Source organism: Pseudomonas sp. WT-JTC (assembly GCF_056711565.1).
The window spans coordinates 3,118,761-3,136,667 of the sequence record NZ_CM160042.1 but is presented as its reverse complement, the minus strand read 5'-3'; the positions used below and the strand labels follow the sequence as shown (position 1 = coordinate 3,136,667).

The following is a 17,907-nucleotide window of genomic DNA, read 5'->3' as shown; positions in this document are numbered from 1 at the left end:
AACAAAAAAGGGGCGCATCGAATGCGCCCCTTTTTTGTGCCCGAACCACCACCCCTTGTAGGAGCGAGCCTGCTTGCGATGGAGTGTCAGTCGACGCCCATGCAGCTGACACACCTTCGCGAGCAAGCCCGCCCCCACAGGGTTATGTAGTTATTTCGCGGAAATGGCACCATCCACCAGCGTTTGCGCCTCTGCCACCAGTTGCTTGAGGTGGTCGTCGCTGACAAAGCTTTCGGCGTAGATCTTGTAGATGTCTTCCGTGCCCGACGGACGCGCAGCGAACCAGCCGTTTTCGGTCATGACCTTGAGGCCGCCAATGGCCTGGTCATTGCCCGGTGCATGGCTGAGGATGCTCTGGATCGGTTCGCCGGCCAATTGGGTCGAGGTGACCTGTTGCGGCGACAGCTTGCTCAACAGCGATTTCTGCTCCGGGTTGGCCTTGGCGTCGACCCGCACCGAGAACGGCTGACCCAATTCATCGGTCAAGGCACGATACGCCTGGCTCGGGTCGCGACCTGTCCGGGCAGTCATCTCGGCAGCCAGCAAGGCCGGGATCAAACCGTCCTTGTCAGTGCACCAGACGCTCCCGTCCTTGCGCAGGAACGAGGCACCGGCGCTTTCTTCGCCGCCAAAACCCAGGGAACCATCGAACAGGCCATCGGCAAACCATTTGAAGCCAACCGGCACTTCGTACAGGCGGCGACCCAGGCGCCTGGCCACGCGATCGATCAAACCGCTGCTGACCACGGTTTTACCCACGGCAGCATCGGCGCGCCATTGCGGACGATTCTGGAACAGGTAGTCGATGGCAACGGCGAGGTAGTTGTTCGGCGCCAGCAAACCACCGGACGGCGTGACGATGCCATGGCGGTCGTGGTCCGGATCACAGGCAAACGCCACGTCGAAGCGTTCTTTCAGGCCAATCAGGCCTTGCATGGCGTGGCTGGACGATGGGTCCATGCGGATCTGGCCGTCCCAGTCGACGGTCATGAAGCGGAAGGTCGAATCGACCTCTTTGTTCACCACATCCAGGTCCAGACGGTAATGCTCGGCAATCGCCGACCAGTAGCGCACCCCCGCTCCACCCAGCGGATCGACACCCAGGCGCAGCTTGGCATCGCGGATGGCGTCGAAGTCGATCACGTTGATCAGGTCGGCGACATAGGTGTTGAGGTAGTCGTGACGATGGGTGGTGCTGGCCTTCAGTGCCTGCTCGTAGCTGATGCGTTTGACGCCGGCGAGCTTGTTGGCCAGCAGTTCGTTGGCCTTGGCTTCGATCCACTTGGTGATGTGGGTATCGGCCGGGCCGCCGTTGGTTGGGTTGTACTTGTAGCCACCGCTTTGCGGCGGGTTGTGGGACGGCGTGATGACAATGCCGTCCGCCAGGCCGGTGGTGCGACCACGGTTGTAGCAGAGAATCGCATGGGAAATGGCTGGCGTCGGCGTGTACTCGTCGCCAGCGGCGATCATTACGGTCACGCCGTTGGCCGCCAGTACTTCGAGGGCGCTGGCGCCGGCCGGCGTGGACAGCGCATGGGTGTCGATACCGACAAACAGCGGGCCATCGACGCCTTGAGCTTGGCGATACAGGCAGATTGCCTGGCTGATTGCCAGCACGTGCCATTCGTTGAAACTCAAGTCGAACGAGCTGCCGCGGTGCCCGGATGTGCCAAAGGCAACGCGCTGGGTCGAAATCGACGCATCAGGCTGGCCGGTGTAATAGGCCGTTACCAGTCGCGGGATGTCGACCAACAATTCTGCCGGTGCCGGTTTACCCGCAAAAGGACTGAGTGTCATGCAAAACCTCTGGAATAGAGTGGTTCAGGGATTGGGTCGCAGTTTACTGGCAGTTTGACCGCAACGCGATGGGATCGATCCTACAGAGTGAAGGATGTTATTTCTTGTCTCACTCGATCGATTCCAGACGCAGCGCATCCCCCAACAAGCCCAGTGCGGCCGGCAGGTTGTGATCGCCGCCGAACGTATGACTCAAGCGCAAATGCTGCCCGTGCAGACCGTGGAGGCTGAACAGTTCGCCAGGTGCGATGACCACTTGATGCGCCAGCAGGCGCTGGAACACTCGCCGTACATTGACCCGACGCAACGAGCGCACCCAGATCGTTGCACCGCCTTGCGGCTCGACGAAATGCAAGGCATCAGCCAGGCGCTCCTGCAACAACAGGGTCATTTGACTCTTGCGTTCCTTGAGTAGCCGCCGCAGCACCAGCAGGTGCTGATCGATGCGACCGCTGCTGTACAAACGGGCGATGGCTTTCTGGCGAATCGGCGAGAGACGAAAGGAACGCAGCAGAAAGTGCCGTTGCAGCTCAGCGCTCAAATGCCTTGAAAGCAGGTAACCGAAGGGCGCTTCCGCACCGATGGTTTTCTCGAACGTGGAAAACACCATCAGCCGCTCAGGGTCCAGCAAGTCGCGAAAACGCACACCGCCCAGGTCGAACCCGAGTTCGCCATAACAGTCGTTTTCCAGAACCCAACTGTCATGCGCGGCCAAAAGCCGGGCAATATCTTGTCTGTTTTCGTCAGACGCCTGGCTGCCACGGGGCATGTTCAGGGCCGATGACAGCATCACCAGCCGCACAGGTTCGGTAGCCAGCAGCATTTTGAGTCGTTCCGGATCGAGGCAGCCATCGGCTTGCACGGGCAACTCGATCACCCGCACGCAGGCGGCTTGAAACAAACGCAGGATCGTCCAGTCGCACGGCGATTCGACCACTACGGTGGCATCTTTCAAGCCCAGCACGGCGATCAGGATTTCCATTACACCGCGAAGGTCGGCGCCGACGTACACATCATCGGCGTGCCAGTAACGCATGGGAGACGTGGTGTAGCGTGCCGCCAGGGCGGTGCGCAATTCAAGCTCGCCGCAGGGTTGCGAAGGCGACTGCGGTTGCCGGGGATACTGGCGCAGCAACTCTCGCTCCAGCAGCAACAAAGGACTGTCGAGCGGCTGCAACAACGCCGGTTCATCGGCGCTCAGGACCAGCATCCCCGGGCGCCTGGCGTTGACATAGACGGCTTCCAGCAGGTCGCTGCCGCTGTCCTGCAGGTTGATTGAGGACACTGGCAACGCGTAGTAGCCGGACTTGGCCACCGAATAGACGCGTCCTTCTTTCTCCAGCAGCGAATAGGCGTACTGGATGGTCGAGATCGACACATTGAGGCGCTCCGCGAGATGCCGCAGCGACGGCAGGCGGATGGGTGTATCCCCTTCCGACTCGTTGATCAGGCTGGCCAGGTATCGATAAACCGCCTGATAGGCAAAATCCGTTTCTCGTGGACCTTTCATCGTTGAAGGCCGACCGCAGTGGCTGAAAATCCGCCCACGTTCAGTGACCCGCTGACCATTCATCCACCAACGTGAGATCAGCGCCAGGATCGTCCGCAGTATTTTGCAATGCAGCCCTCTGGCCGGGTGTTTGAGGTGCTCCGCTTGCGCTTGCAGGCGACCCCTCCATGCGATAAAGCTGGCCAATCAGGCTGACGGGCAATCCGCTCACATCAATCATCCATTGCATGATCTGTTCGGCGACCGGATGCCCCTGCATGGCCCGGTGCAACTCGGGCATGGCCACCAGCATGCCCGGATGGCACTGACGCAGAAAACGCTTGAGCCCCGCACCTTTTTCGACAAAAGGCGCAAAAAGCAGGCACACCAGTTGTGTTTCGCTCAAGCCCAGGTTCTTTTGCGCCTCGGCCGCCGCTCGGGCGCGCCGCTCGCTCATTGTCGCCGGGTTGCCGAACACCTCGATGGCCTGCTCGCACAAACGTTCAGGCAAGCGCTTGCGGCGCATCATCACCAAGGCGTGTTGCAGGTATTGCGCAACGCCGGACTCGTAACTGCGCCCCTGAACGAAGCTTGCCTGCAACCCCCGGACGTGCGCCGAGATCGAAGGGCTGACGAATTCGTTGTCGCTGATCTGCGCGAACATTTCGTCAGGCTGGAACCCGAGAAATTCAGTCAGCAATGGCCAGCGCTCTTCCAGGTTACTGACCAGCAGGTCGTGAATGTCGATGCAAGCCGTACGACGACAGGTCTCAAAGCGCTCTTGCGGACGCCATGGGACCTGGCCGTAATCCACGTAGAACGCCTGATAACAGTCGCTGCCCAGCTCGTCGAGCAATGCGAACAACCCCGCATAACCAGCCTCGCCCGCGTGCGAAGGCTTGAGCCCGGCCTTGATGGCGGCACGCTTCAAACCGTCGATGAACTGTTTCTGCTGACGCGGCGTGTCACTGATGAGCAATGCATCGACACCACCGTCCCAGCGGGCGATTTGTCCGTAGAACTCCCCCGTGGCCAGATAACCGTCATCCCATAGGTCGAACCCTCCACGCCATTCCCGTCGATGGCCGATCAACAGCTGGTTCAGGCGGCTGGACTCGCGAGCGGCGTCGGAGATCGGCGTCAGGTGGTTGAACGGCAAGACTTCGCGATCATCGACCATCAACACCTCGACCCGGGGATCGTCATAGACAAACAATGCGCTGTTGGTCCGGTGCATGTTTTCCTCGGCTGCGCAGCTTGTTCCGTTCAACCGCAACGAGGCGATGCGCAACTGGAATGTCGCTGGCGCCCGCGTGGCAATGGTCAACTGCGCAGCACGCAACAGTGCCAGGGTGTAGCAGTTGTCACGGGCCCCGGACTGGATCGCCAACACCTTGTAATCGCCAATGTGCTCCATGCCCCCCGCCGCTACCGCCAGGCGCTGAATCAACAATTGCAATGCGGTACGTTCGGCGCGCGAGAAATATCCCAGCAATCGCTGCAGCACTTGTTGATAGACATAGTTCATCGCTTGGTCATGGATGCTGGTCATCTTTATTTACCTGATACTCGTAAGTTCAACATCGCGCAGACAGCAAATCCCATTGGACTGTCTGCACGAATGGAGTCATGGACCTTATTGCCAAATGCTAGCACTTGAATTTTCCGGAAATCATTTGAAATGATCGCAGCACCCCCTCGGCTTAATGGCGAAGGCGAGGCTATAGCGCCCGGCTGGCAAGGGTTTTGTCGATTGATTTCGTAGTCCTAGGAAACGTCCGACAAAGTCCCACAGACACTTAACACAAGAAATAAAGAAGAAAGTTGTCATTGTCTTTTTGGCAACTACACAACAACGAACTAATTTGGAGATTTGCACCCACGGCGCACGTTGAAAAGTTACAGCCTGACACCCAGCCATGACTCATTCCTTGAGATGAAAGTAATCATTCAATTATCAGGGCTTAGTGGCTGATTAGAAGCTACAGATTACGAGCAAAAACCAGTTCAGTTGCTGGACCGGTCTGCGGATCGACGGGTTTCGGAGGGCTGAAACGAAAGAGTCCGTGTGGGCACGGACTCTTGAGCGGGGTTACTGGATCGGGTCCTGGATGAGCGTTATGCCGGTTCGACCTGCAGCGCAACCCTTTCGCGACACGGGCATTCGTCCATGTAGCGGTGCGCTTCGACAAACTCGGCAAACGGGAAGACCCGAGTCTTGAGCGGCAGCAGAACGCGATCGGCGGTCAGTTGATTGATGTCGCGCAAGGCACGTTGCAGTGCGGCCTGGTCCTGGGTGATGCCCAGTTCCGGCTTGCCCGTGAAGTTGCCGATACAGTGTACGAAGAACTGAATGTTCTTCTGGAACGCTGCGCAGGCCGGGAACGGCGTCTGGTTGCCACCTTGCAGGCCGTACAGCACCAGGCTGCCGCGCGGCGCCAGCACATCGCCAAGCAACGACATCTGAGGACCGCCCAAACCATCGAACACCACATCCACGCCGCGGTTATCGGTGATTTTGTTGATCCGCATCAGCAGATCCTCTTCCTCGGTGACGATGACTTTCTCGGCACCCAGCGACAGCAGGTAATCACGCTCCTCCGCGCTCTTGGTCGCGGCGATCACTCGAACACCCAAGGCCTTGCCCAGTTGTACGAACGAGGGGCCGGCGCAATGGCTGGCGTCGGTCACCAGGGCAAACTGCCCGGGCTTGACCCGTGCCAGATCCGTATAGCCGAAATAGGCAACCAGCAACGGTGTGTAGTGCACGCTGGCTTCAATCGGGCTGAGCACATCCGGGTAGCGGGTCAGTGCCGAGCGCGGCAGAACGATCTGCTCGCCGTAGACCGGGTAATCGTTCGGGCTTTGGGCCGGAAAGCTGGCAACCTTGTCACCAACCGCCAGGTCATCCACGCCCTCGCCGACGGCGGTGACGATACCGGCCATTTCATGACCAAGGCCTGAAGGCAGGCGAGCATGGGACGAGGCCAGGTTCTGGCGCCAGAGAATGTCATACCAGCTGATGCCGATCGCTTCGACGCGCACCTGCACTTCGCCCGGTGCAGGCAGAGCCGCCGCATGCTCTTCGCATTTGAGCACCTCGGCTGGACCAAACTTGTGAAAACGGATCGTGCGGGACATCGCAAACCTCGCCAAATGAACCTCTAATGCCTTGAACTCTAGCTGGGCTTTCAACCCAACACTATCAGTGGCTATTAATAGTCGACATGCCTGTCATTGATTCCACAGCATCGTCAAATGCCGCAGGAAACTGGCCTCCTTGGCAGGAAATTGGAATTACCCGGTGCAGAGTACCAGCCTTTCCCCGTAATATTCCTGCTGGCCATTGTTCTCATATGGCCGCTCACGTCAAGTTTGCTGACTCTGCCAGGACTCCAGATGAATCGTAATGACCTACGTCGTGTCGACCTGAACCTGTTGATCGTTTTCGAAACATTGATGCACGAACGCAGCGTGACCCGTGCCGCGGAAAAACTGTTCCTCGGCCAGCCAGCCATCAGTGCGGCGCTCTCGCGCCTGCGCGGGTTGTTCGATGATCCTTTGTTTGTGCGTACCGGCCGCAGCATGGAGCCATCCGCCCGGGCGATCGAGATTTTCGCCCTGCTGTCGCCGGCACTGGATTCGATTTCCACGGCCGTCAGCCGTGCCGCCGAGTTCGATCCTGCCACAAGTACCGCCGTGTTCCGCATCGGCCTGTCGGACGATGTCGAATTCGCCTTGCTGCCCATGCTGCTCAAGCGCCTGCGTGCCGAATCGCCGGGGATTGTGCTGGTGGTGCGCAGGGTCAACTACATCCTGATGCCGGGGTTGCTGGCATCCGGCGAGATCTCCATCGGCGTCAGTTACACCACCGACCTGCCGGCCAATGCCAAGCGCAAGGTCCTGCGCCGCAGCAAGCCGAAGCTGTTGCGCGCCGACACCGTGCCGGGGCCGTTGAGCCTGGATGACTACTGCGCCCGCCCCCATGCACTGGTGTCGTTTGCCGGCGACCTCAGCGGCTTCATAGATGAAGAGCTGGAAAAGCTCGGGCGCAAACGTCATGTGGTGCTTGCGGTGCCGCAGTTCAACGGGCTGAGCACCCTGCTCTCCGGCACCGACATCGTGGCGACGGTACCGGACTATACCGCCGAAGCACTGACTGCCGCCGGTGGTGTACGGGCCGAAGATCCGCCGTTGCCGGTACGCAGTTTCGAACTGCACATGGCCTGGCGCGGGTCCCAAGACAACGATCCGGGGGAGCGCTGGTTAAGGTCGCGGATTCAGATGTTCTTCGGGGATCCGGATAGCCTCTGAGAAGGCTTGTAGAATACCTCCAAGGGGACCAGGTTTGGCGCAGGCCTGAATGAAAACGGGCGCCTCAGCGGGCGCCCGTTTTGTTGTAGCGGGTTGCATGACCGACATCGGGTGCATCGACGTCGAACCGGGGAAGATCAGCAAAAGAATTTCGTATACCCTAGCGCTATCTCACTCCAAATGACCGCCGCCGTGAACCTACCCAAACTCAACGCACCCGACCTTGGTAACACGCCTTCGACTTCGGAAATCATCACGCGCCATCTGCGGGATGCGATTGTCGCCGGGCATTTTGCCGAGGATGAGCCGATCCGCCAGGACGACATCGCCCGCCAGTTCAATGTCAGCAAGATCCCTGTGCGCGAAGCCCTCAAGCGGCTGGAGGCCGAAGGGTTGGTGATGTTCCAGCGCAATCGCGGGGCAATGGTCACGCGGGTTTCCGATGCGGAACTGGCGCAGATGTTCGAAGTGCGGATGTTGCTGGAGGACAAGATTCTGCGCCTGGCCATTCCGAACATGACCGAAGAGACCTTCGCCCGTGCCGAGCGCATCTGTCAGGAGTTCATCGGCGAGGACGACGTGGGGCGCTGGGCCGAGCTCAACTGGGAACTGCATTCCTGCCTGTACGAGCCGGCGCAGCGACCGTTTCTGGTGAGCCTGATCCGTTCGGTCAACGACAAGCTGGAGCGTTATCTACGCATGCAGATGAGCTTGTCGGCCGGTAAGGAGCGGGCCGATCACGAACACCGCGAGATCCTGGCGGCCTGCCGCGCCGGGGATGTGGACCTGGCGGTGAAGCTTCTGGACGAGCACATTGCCGGCGTCTGCACGACCCTGTTCGAGCACCTGCCCCACACCCACTGACAGCTGCGGAAGCTGTGCCGATTTCGTCATCGACACAGACTAAATCCATCAAGCCGACACCCGCCGCACGGGCCACTCTTGCGTTCACTCAACCGAATGGACGTGGCCCACCCATGAAACGCATCTCTGTGATCGACTCCCACACCGGCGGCGAACCGACCCGCCTGGTGACCGCCGGCTTTCCTGACCTGGGCACTGGCAGCATGGTCGAACGGCGCAAGGTATTGAGCGAACAGCATGATCAATGGCGCGCCGCCTGTATGCTGGAACCACGGGGCAGTGACGTACTGGTGGGCGCCCTGCTCTGCGCGCCGGTGGACCCTGGCGCCTGTGCCGGGGTGATTTTCTTCAACAACACCGGTTATCTGGGCATGTGCGGCCATGGCACCATCGGCCTGGTGGCGTCGTTGGCGCACCTGGGCAAGATCGGCCCCGGTGTGCACCGCATCGAAACGCCGGTGGGCACGGTGCAGGCAACCCTGCACGAAGACCATTCGGTGAGCGTGCGCAACGTGCCGGCCTACCGTTATCGCAAAGCGCTGGCGGTGCAGGTGCCGGGCATCGGCCAGGTGGTCGGTGATATCGCTTGGGGCGGCAACTGGTTTTTCCTGATCGCCGAGCATGGCCTGCGGGTGGCCGGCGACAACCTCGAAGCACTGACCGCTTACACCTTCGCCGTGCAGCAAGCACTGGAAGCCCAAGGCATTCGCGGTGAAGACGGCGGCTTGATCGATCACGTCGAGTTGTTCGCCGATGACGATCACGCCGACAGCCGCAACTTCGTGCTCTGCCCCGGCAAAGCCTATGACCGTTCGCCCTGCGGCACCGGCACCAGTGCCAAACTGGCATGCCTGGCCGCCGACGACAAGTTGCAACCGGGGCAGATCTGGCGCCAGGCCAGCGTCATCGGCAGCGAGTTCGAGGGTTCCTACGAACTGCAGGGTGAGCGCATCGTGCCGACCATTCGTGGTCGCGCGTTCATCAGTGCCGAGGCGAGCCTGATCATCGAACAGGACGACCCGTTCGCCTGGGGCATTCGTTCATGAACGAGGGCCAGGTAGCCGATGTGATCGTGATCGGCGCCGGCATTATCGGCGCCGCCTGTGCCCAGGCGCTGGCCCGTCGCGGCTTGCAGGTGCTGGTTTTGGACGCCGGCCTGCACGGCGCCACAGCCGCCGGCATGGGCCACTTGCTGGTACTCGACGACAACCCCGCCGAACTGGCCCTGAGTCAATATTCGTTGCAGCGCTGGCGCGAACTGGGCGCGGACCTGCCCGACAGCTGTGCCTACCGCTGCAACGGCACGCTGTGGCTGGCAGCGAATGTCGAAGAAATGGCGGTGGCCCACAGCAAATTCCTGAACCTGCAAGCCCAGGGCGTGGCGTGCGAACTGATCGGCGCCAATGCCCTGCGCCAGCGCGAACCGGAACTGAGCGAAGGACTGGAAGGCGGCTTGCTGATCATTGGCGACGGCATTCTATACGCCCCGGCCACGGCCGGATGGATGCTCGAAACACCGAACATCCGCCAGCGCCGGGCACGGGTCAGTGCGGTCGATGGCAACCGCGTCTGCCTCGATGATGGTCACTGGTTGAGTGCCGATGCCGTGGTGTTGGCCAACGGTATTCAAGCCAACGAGTTGTGCCCGGAATTGCCCATCGAGCCGAAAAAAGGCCACTTGCTTATCACTGACCGCTACCCCGGCAGAGTCACCCATACGCTGGTGGAACTGGGTTACGTCACCAGTGCCCACAACGCCTCGGGGCCGTCGACCGCCTGCAATATCCAGCCGCGCCCCACCGGGCAACTGTTCATCGGCGCCTCGCGGCAATTCGGCACCACCGACCCGCAGGTCGAAGGCTGGATGCTCGCGAAAATGCTCAAGCGTGCCGCCGAGTACATGCCGGGGCTGGCCCGGCTCAATGGCATCCGTGCCTGGACCGGATTGCGCGCCGCCAGCCCCGACGGCTTGCCGCTGGTGGGCCAACATCCACAACGTCAAGGCTTGTGGCTGGCAGTCGGTCACGAAGGACTGGGCGTAACCACCGCCCCCGGCACCGCCGATTTACTGGTGGCGCAACTGTTCAACGAAACCCCGCCACTGGCCGCACAACCTTATCTGCCCCAGCGTTTTCTCGGAGAACCGGTCTATGCCTGAGTTGTTGCTGGACGGCCACGTCCTGAAAGTCGCCGAAGGCACCAGCGTCGCCGCTGCCCTGGCGTTGGCCAGTGACGGCTGCACGCGCACCTCAGTCAGCGGTCAGCGCCGTGCGCCGCTGTGCGGCATGGGCATTTGTCAGGAATGCCGGGTGACCATCGATGGCCGGCGTCACCTGGCTTGCCAGACCCTGTGCCGTGACGGCATGCAGGTGGAGACTCGCCCATGAATGAATACGCTGATCTGTTGATCATTGGCGCTGGCCCTGCCGGGATGGGCGCCGCCCTTGCCGCCGCCCCCAGCGGCGCCCGCATTGTCATGCTCGACGACAACCCGCTGCCGGGCGGGCAAATCTGGCGCGCCGGACCTCAAGCCAACGTGCCCGGTCAGGCCCGGCGCCTGCGCGAGCGTCTGGCGTCGTGCAACAACATCCGCCATCACGCCGGTACCCGGGTGATCGCCGCCCCCGGCGCGAAACAACTGCTGGTCGAAGATGACGACCATGGCTGGTTGATCAGCTACGACAAACTGATTCTGTGCACCGGCGCCCGTGAATTGCTGCTGCCCTTCCCCGGCTGGACCCTGCCGGGAGTCACCGGTGCGGGTGGTTTGCAGGCGCTGATCAAGGCCGGTTTGCCGGTTCAGAACGAGCGCGTGGTGATCGCCGGCAGCGGCCCGCTGTTACTGGCCAGTGCCGCCACCGCCAAACAGCATGGCGCGCAAGTGCAACGCATCGCCGAACAGGCCAGCCGCAGCGCCGTCGCCGGTTTCGCAGCGCAACTGCCGCGCTGGCCCGGCAAATGGCTGCAATCGTTCAGCCTGTTCGACCACCACTACCGCACCGCCACCCACGTATTGGCAGCGCTTGGCACCGACCGAGTGGAAGGCGTGCGCCTGCAACAACAAGGCAACATTGTTGAGTTGGAATGTGATCGGCTGGCCTGTTCTTTCGGGTTGATTCCCAATATTCAGTTGGGTCAGGCACTGGGTTGCGCCATCGAAGATCAAGCCATCACGGTGGATGCCTGGCAGGCCAGCAACCGCGCCGATCATTATGCGGCGGGCGAATGCACAGGGTTCGGCGGCAGTGAACTGGCCTTGGTGGAAGGTGCAATTGCCGGCCACGCTGCGGTCGGCAATCTGGAAGCCGCCAAGCAATTCTGGCCGCGGCGGGCGCGCTGGCAGGGTTTCGCCAAGGCGCTGAACAGCGCGTTCGCCCTCGACCCGCGACTCAAGTCCCTGGCCCAACCCGACACCCTGGTTTGCCGCTGCGAAGACGTGCCCTACGCGGCATTGACCGGTCACTCTGGCTGGCGCGAAGCCAAACTCGCCAGTCGCTGCGGCATGGGTGCCTGCCAGGGCCGGGTGTGTGGCGGCGCAGTACAGCATTTGTTTGGTTGGCAGCCCTCGGCACCGCGCCCACCCTTCAGCCCGGCGCGGATCGAAACCTTGATGTCCCTGGACGATACCCCGTCAGCGTGATGACCACGCCTGGGGTTTCGGCCACGCTGCCGAGTGTCTATGATCCCGGGGGTCCCCCTCAGACCCCCAGCACCATGTATCCCTCGCTCACCACCTTTAAACCATGCGATCTGCCGACGCTGCTTAATAGCCTTCAGCCCATCGCGCTATTGCTCGACACCCTGTCGGACGTGGTGTTTTTCATCAAGGACTGCGAGGCCCGCTACGCCTTCGTCAACCAGACCCTGGCCCGGCGTTGTGGTTTCAAACACAGGGACGAACTGCTGGGGCGCACCGCCGAAATGGTCTTCCCGGAACGCTTCGGTCCGCTGTACACCGAGCAGGATCGGCGAGTGCTGTCCAGCGGTCGCGAACTGGCCGATCAGCTGGAGCTGCATTTGTATTATGGCAATCAGCCGATCTGGTGCCTGACCCACAAACTTGCCTTGAAAAATGAACAGGGTCGAATCGTGGGCCTGGCCGGTATCTCCCGCGACCTGCAATCGCCGCAGTCCAACCATCCCGCGTTCCAGAAACTCGCCGCCGTGGATGCCCATATCCGCCGCCACTTCGCCCGCTCCATCAGCCTCGCCGAACTGACCGCCATCGGTGGCTATTCCGTGGCGCAATTGGAGCGGCATTGCAAACGGGTGTTCCAGCTCACTCCACGGCAAATGATTCACAAGGCGCGCCTGGAAGAAGGTTCGCGGTTATTACTGCACACCGGGTTGCCGATTACCGAGATTGCCTTGCGCTGTGGTTACACCGACCACAGTGCCTTCAGCCGGCAGTTTCGGGCGCTGACCAGTTTGTCGCCGAGTCAGTATCGCGACAACCAGCGTTAGGTTTGGGGGCATATCCGTTTTTGATCTTCAGCGATTGTTCTGACATCGGTGGCTCAAGGCCGCACACAGCATTGACCAGTGTTCCTTAAAGGTGCGCCCACGCTACCGCTGCTCCCAAATGTAACACCTGTCCTCACTGCCTTGGCGTCACCGCGCTACGAGTTGCAGCGCTACAAAACCTCTACGCCAAGGCCTGACAACTAATTCACACCTCGGACTGGAAATAGGCACGTTGATTGCTATTGTTGATATCGTATACGAAATCCCCAATACGATATTCAACAGCACTTCACATCAACGAGGCCTCTATGAAAAACCCCGCATTTGCCGTAGCCCTCAGCGCTGTTCTCAGTACCTCCTTTATCGCCACTGCTCAGGCCGACAAGCTCGACGACATCATCGGTTCGGGCAAGCTGCGCTGCGCGGTGACCCTGGACTTCCCGCCCATGGGCTTTCGCGATGCCAGCAACTCGCCGGCCGGCTTCGATGTGGACTATTGCCGCGACCTGGCGAAGATCCTCGGGGTCGAGGCCGAAGTGGTGGAAACGCCGTTCCCGGATCGCATTCCGGCACTGGTCTCCGGGCGGGCTGACGTGATCGTCGCGTCTACCTCCGACACCCTCGAACGCGCCAAGACCGTTGGCCTGACCGTGCCCTACTTTGCCTTCCAGATGGTAGTGCTGACCCGCGACGACACCGGCATCAACGGCTTCGACGACCTCAAGGGCAAAGCAGTGGGCAACACCAGCGGCACCTATGAGGCCATCGCCCTGGAGAAAGACGTGAAGAACTGGGGCTCGGGCAGTTTCCGAGCCTACCAGTCGCAGAGCGATACCCTGCTAGCCGTCGCCCAAGGCCACATCGATGCCACTGTGGTCACCAACACCGTGGCCGCCGCCACCCTCAAGTCGGGCAAATACAAAAACCTGAAAGTCGCCGGTAACGCCCCGTACGTCATCGACTACGTGTCCCTGGGTGCCAAGCGCAGCGAGTACGGCCTGCTCAACTACCTCAACCTGTTTGTCAACCAACAAGTGCGCAACGGTCGATACAAGGAGCTGTTCGTTAAATGGGTCGGCACCGAGATCCCGCCGACCAACCTGACCGTGCCTCAGGTCTACTACTGAGATGTCCGGCATGCCTGGGTCAATTTCTCTGACCGGACGCAGCCTGGTGGCGGGTGCCGCGCAAGGCGCCCTGCTGTTCGCCGATGTCGGCTTGAGTTTCTGGGGCGGAGTCGATCCCTGCACGGGTGAAGTCATCGACCGCCATCACCCGCTCAGCGGCCAACACCTGGCCGGCCGCGTGCTGGCGATTCCCAGTGGTCGCGGCTCGTGCACCGGCAGCAGTGTGTTGATGGAACTGATCAGCAACGGCCATGCACCGGCAGCATTGGTGCTGGCCGAAGCCGACGAGATCCTGACCTTGGGCGTGCTGGTGGCGCAAACCATTTTTGCCCGTTCCCTGCCGGTGCTGTGCATCGGCAGGGAGGCCCTCGCCGCCTTGCGCGGCCAGGCCTTCGCCCGGGTCGAAAATACAACGCTGAGCCTGTTCGATCACCTGCCGGGCGACGCCTGGCAAGCGCTCGACAGCCCATTACCAAACACTGACAGCAGCGCCTCGATCAGGCTCACCGGGCACGATCGGGCGATGCTCGATGGCCGGCATGGCAAGGCCGCGAAAATGGCCATGCAGATCGTCCTGCGTATGGCCGAACTGCAGGGTGCCGACCAATTGGTGGATGTCACTCAAGCACACATCGACGGCTGCATTTACACCGGACCGGCGAGCCTGCGCTTTGCCGGGCAACTGGTGCAATGGGGAGCAAAAGTGCGAGTGCCCACCACCCTCAATTCAATTTCCGTCGACCAGCGCCGTTGGCGCGAACTGGGTATCGATCCGGCACTGGGTGAACCGGCCAGTGCCTTGGGCGATGCTTATATGGCGATGGGCGCACAGCTCAGTTTCACTTGCGCGCCGTACCTGCTCGACACTGCACCGAAGGCTGGCGAGCAAATCGTCTGGGCGGAATCCAACGCAGTGGTCTACGCCAACAGCGTGCTCGGTGCACGCACCCTGAAATACCCGGATTACCTGGACATCTGCATCGCCCTCACCGGTCGCGCCCCGCTGATCGGCTGCCACCTGGACGCACAACGCAAGGCCCGGTTGCAGCTCGAGTTGCCTGCCCTCGGTGAACTGGACGATGCCTTCTACCCGCTGCTGGGTTACCACATTGGTGCCCTGGCCGGCAGTCGCGTGCCGCTGGTGCTGGGACTGGAAAAACGCAAGCCGAGCCTGGACGACCTCAAAGCCTTTGGCGCGGCCTTCGCCACCACCTCTGCGGCACCACTGTTCCACATCGCCGGGGTCACCCCGGAGGCCATTGACCCGGCGCAGGTGCTGGATGCGGACACTGCCATTGCCGTGGAAAAAATCCGCCTGAAGGACCTGCTGTCGAGCTGGCGCAAACTAAACAGTGCTCGCGATAACCGGGTGGATGTGGTGTCGCTGGGTAACCCGCACTTTTCCCTCAGCGAGTTCGCTCACCTGGCGCAACTGTGCCGGGGACGACAAAGACACCCGGATGTGGTGCTTGCCATCACCTGCGGCCGTGCCGTGCTGGAGCAGGCCCGCGAGGCCGGGCACATCGCCGTGATCGAAGCGTTTGGCGCGACCCTGGTCACCGACACCTGCTGGTGCATGCTCGGCGAACCCGTAATCCCCCTGGCGGCTAAAACCCTGATGACCAACTCGGGCAAATACGCCCACTACGCACCGGGCCTGGTCGGCCGCAAGGTGCACTTCGCCAGCCTTGCCGAATGCGTCGACGCGGCCTGCACCGCAATGGCCAGCGGACGTTTGCCGGCCTGGTTACAACCTGCAGCCCTACTGGAGACCCCTGCGCATGTTTGACTACAGCTTCCAATGGCGCTCCGCCTTGCGCGCCCTGCCGGACATGCTTGCCGGTGCCATCGTCACCTTCGAAACCGCCGCGCTGTCGATGATCTTCGGCGTGCTGATCGCCCTGGTCCTGACGGTGATGCGCGAGGCCAAACACCCATTACTGCGCGGGTTCGGCAACGGTTGGGTATCGATTGCCCGCAACACCCCGTCGCTGTTCCAGATCTACATCCTCTACTTCGGCCTCGGCTCGCTGAACCTGCACGTCAGTTCCTGGTTCGCCCTGCTGGCCGGGATCACCTTCAACAATGCCGGGTATCTGGCGGAGAACTTTCGCGGCGGCCTCAAGGCCGTGCCTGACACGCAGGTGCGTGCGGCGCGTTCCCTCGGCATGAGTGCCTTCCAGGCCTACCGCATGATCATCGTCCCGCAACTGCTGCGGGTCGTGTTCTACCCGCTGACCAATCAGATGGTCTGGGCGGTGTTGATGACGTCGCTGGGGGTGATCGTCGGACTAAACAATGACCTGACCGGTGTGACCCAGGAATACAACGTCAAAACCTTCCGCACCTTCGAGTATTTCGCCATTGCAGCGGTGCTGTATTACTTGATTGCCAAGGCGATCGTCGCGGCAGCCCGGCTGATGGCCTGGCGGTTGTTCCGTTACTGAGGAGCTGTCCATGTTTTCCACCGATTTTTCCTCGAATGACCTGATGTTCCTGCTCAACGGTGCGTGGGTCACGATGCAACTGACGTTCTGGTCGATCATTCTCGGCTCCTTGGCCGGGTTGGTCTTCGGCCTGCTGCGGGCCTTGTTGCCACGGGCCAGCCGGCCGTTGGCCTGGGTGCTGGACGTGTTTCGCAGCGTGCCGTTGCTGATCCAGTTCGTACTGTTCAACTCACTCAAAAGCATCATCGGTTTGAACATCAGCGCCTTTAGCGTCGGCTGCATTGTGTTGGGGGTTTACGCTGCGGCGTACTTCACCGAGATCGTGCGTGCCGGCGTGCTGGCGGTGCCGTTCACAGTGCGCCGGGCCAGCCGTTCGCTGGGGCTGAGCTTCTTGCAGGACTTGCGCTGGATCGTTCTGCCGATGGCCACCCGAGTAGCGTTCCCCGGCTGGCTGAACCTGGTGCTCGGTGTAATGAAAGACACTGCGCTGGTGATGTGGATCGGTATCGTCGAACTGCTGCGCGCCTCGCAAACCATCGTCACGCGCATCCAGGAACCGTTGCTGGTGCTGTGCATCGCGGGCCTTATCTACTACGTCATGAGCCTGGTGGTCGCACGCCTGGGCGCTCGTCTGGAAAGAAGGTGGCAAGAAAATGATTGAGATCGACAACGTACATAAATCCTTCGGCAACCTCGAAGTGGTCAAGGGCGTCAACCTGACGGTGAACAAGGGCGAAGTGGTGTCGATCATTGGCGGCTCCGGCTCCGGCAAATCGACCTTGCTGATGTGCATCAACGGCCTGGAACCGATCCAGAAAGGCAACATCCGCGTTGACGGCGTCGAGGTCCATCACAGCGCCACCGACCTCAATCGCCTGCGGCAGAAAATCGGCATTGTGTTCCAGCAATGGAATGCCTTCCCGCACCTGACGGTGCTGGAAAACGTCATGCTCGCTCCGCGCAAAGTGCTGGGTAAAAGCAAGGCTGAAGCAGAAGAGCTAGCGGTGAAGCAACTGACCCACGTCGGTCTGGGCGACAAGCTCAAGACCTTCCCTGGCAAGCTGTCCGGTGGACAGCAACAACGCATGGCCATCGCCCGCGCCCTGGCCATGTCACCGGACTACATGTTGTTTGACGAAGCCACCTCGGCCCTCGATCCGCAGTTGGTAGGTGAAGTGCTGGACACCATGCGCATGCTCGCCGAAGACGGCATGACCATGGTGTTGGTGACCCACGAAATCCGCTTTGCCCGGGACGTGTCCGACCGTGTGGCGTTCTTCCGCAATGGCCTGGTGCATGAGATTGGTTCGCCGGACCAGGTGATTGGCAATCCGGTGCGTGCGGAGACTGCAGAGTTTCTGAAATCAGTGAAATAGCGACTGAGGCCTTCACAGGCGAAACAAGG

The 17,907-nt window shown here is 61.1% G+C and carries 16 protein-coding genes; 12 read left to right on the top strand and 4 right to left on the bottom strand.

Translation table 11 applies throughout. The features are described from left to right. Window positions 1-150: 150 nt before the first annotated feature. From pgm to AC06G5_RS14385, 4 genes are all read right to left on the bottom strand, one after another. Window positions 151-1,797 carry a phosphoglucomutase (alpha-D-glucose-1,6-bisphosphate-dependent) gene (gene pgm, locus AC06G5_RS14400; protein WP_480459751.1) on the bottom strand — a complete coding sequence of 549 codons (1,647 nt, stop codon included), beginning with the start codon at window positions 1,795-1,797 and terminating at the stop codon, window positions 151-153. A 109-nt stretch (window positions 1,798-1,906) separates the two neighbouring features. Then, window positions 1,907-3,307, bottom strand: coding sequence for an aminotransferase-like domain-containing protein (locus tag AC06G5_RS14395; protein WP_413422791.1), 1,401 nt, complete (start codon window positions 3,305-3,307; stop codon window positions 1,907-1,909). Between the two features lie 40 nt (window positions 3,308-3,347). After that, window positions 3,348-4,838, bottom strand: a complete 1,491-nt coding sequence (locus AC06G5_RS14390; RefSeq protein ID WP_480459749.1) for a hypothetical protein — start codon at window positions 4,836-4,838, stop codon at window positions 3,348-3,350. Window positions 4,839-5,404: 566 nt separating this feature from the next. Continuing rightward, the gene (locus AC06G5_RS14385; RefSeq protein WP_413422795.1) at window positions 5,405-6,427 is read right to left on the bottom strand and encodes a zinc-dependent alcohol dehydrogenase family protein; all 1,023 of its coding nucleotides are present in this window, start codon (window positions 6,425-6,427) and stop codon (window positions 5,405-5,407) included. Window positions 6,428-6,685: 258 nt separating this feature from the next. Between AC06G5_RS14385 and AC06G5_RS14380 the strand changes: the two genes are divergently transcribed. The 12 genes from AC06G5_RS14380 to AC06G5_RS14325 all read left to right on the top strand — a co-directional run bounded on the left by AC06G5_RS14380 (window position 6,686) and on the right by AC06G5_RS14325 (window position 17,878). Then, a complete protein-coding gene (locus AC06G5_RS14380; RefSeq protein WP_413422797.1) occupies window positions 6,686-7,600 on the top strand; it encodes a LysR family transcriptional regulator in 915 nt (304 codons plus the stop codon). 192 nt (window positions 7,601-7,792) lie between these two features. Further along, the gene (locus AC06G5_RS14375; protein WP_033051988.1) at window positions 7,793-8,464 is read left to right on the top strand and encodes a GntR family transcriptional regulator; all 672 of its coding nucleotides are present in this window, start codon (window positions 7,793-7,795) and stop codon (window positions 8,462-8,464) included. 113 nt (window positions 8,465-8,577) lie between these two features. Beyond that, window positions 8,578-9,510 carry a 4-hydroxyproline epimerase gene (locus tag AC06G5_RS14370; RefSeq protein WP_413422799.1) on the top strand — a complete coding sequence of 311 codons (933 nt, stop codon included), beginning with the start codon at window positions 8,578-8,580 and terminating at the stop codon, window positions 9,508-9,510. Then, window positions 9,507-10,622 (top strand): NAD(P)/FAD-dependent oxidoreductase, encoded by a 1,116-nt coding sequence (locus AC06G5_RS14365; RefSeq protein WP_413422801.1) that lies wholly within the window; start codon window positions 9,507-9,509, stop codon window positions 10,620-10,622. The genes AC06G5_RS14370 and AC06G5_RS14365 overlap by 4 nt, the downstream gene beginning before the upstream one ends. Further along, window positions 10,615-10,851 (top strand): 2Fe-2S iron-sulfur cluster-binding protein, encoded by a 237-nt coding sequence (locus tag AC06G5_RS14360; protein ID WP_480459746.1) that lies wholly within the window; start codon window positions 10,615-10,617, stop codon window positions 10,849-10,851. Before AC06G5_RS14365 ends, AC06G5_RS14360 begins: the two co-directional genes overlap by 8 nt. After that, window positions 10,848-12,104, top strand: coding sequence for an FAD-dependent oxidoreductase (locus AC06G5_RS14355; protein ID WP_413422805.1), 1,257 nt, complete (start codon window positions 10,848-10,850; stop codon window positions 12,102-12,104). The genes AC06G5_RS14360 and AC06G5_RS14355 overlap by 4 nt, the downstream gene beginning before the upstream one ends. A 74-nt stretch (window positions 12,105-12,178) precedes the next feature. Further along, window positions 12,179-12,928, top strand: coding sequence for an AraC family transcriptional regulator (locus AC06G5_RS14350; protein ID WP_413704891.1), 750 nt, complete (start codon window positions 12,179-12,181; stop codon window positions 12,926-12,928). Window positions 12,929-13,236: 308 nt separating this feature from the next. Beyond that, on the top strand, window positions 13,237-14,055 hold the full coding sequence (locus AC06G5_RS14345) for an ABC transporter substrate-binding protein (protein ID WP_008018651.1): 819 nt from the start codon (window positions 13,237-13,239) through the stop codon (window positions 14,053-14,055). A gap of 10 nt (window positions 14,056-14,065) precedes the next feature. After that, a complete protein-coding gene (gene lhpI / locus AC06G5_RS14340) occupies window positions 14,066-15,844 on the top strand; it encodes a cis-3-hydroxy-L-proline dehydratase (RefSeq protein ID WP_480459742.1) in 1,779 nt (592 codons plus the stop codon). Beyond that, window positions 15,837-16,502: an amino acid ABC transporter permease gene (locus tag AC06G5_RS14335; protein WP_413422811.1), complete on the top strand. Its 666-nt coding sequence runs from the start codon at window positions 15,837-15,839 to the stop codon at window positions 16,500-16,502. Before lhpI ends, AC06G5_RS14335 begins: the two co-directional genes overlap by 8 nt. Window positions 16,503-16,512: 10 nt before the next feature. Next, window positions 16,513-17,163 (top strand): amino acid ABC transporter permease, encoded by a 651-nt coding sequence (locus AC06G5_RS14330; protein ID WP_008018647.1) that lies wholly within the window; start codon window positions 16,513-16,515, stop codon window positions 17,161-17,163. Then, window positions 17,156-17,878 carry an amino acid ABC transporter ATP-binding protein gene (locus tag AC06G5_RS14325; RefSeq protein ID WP_008018646.1) on the top strand — a complete coding sequence of 241 codons (723 nt, stop codon included), beginning with the start codon at window positions 17,156-17,158 and terminating at the stop codon, window positions 17,876-17,878. Before AC06G5_RS14330 ends, AC06G5_RS14325 begins: the two co-directional genes overlap by 8 nt. Window positions 17,879-17,907 lie beyond the last annotated feature (29 nt).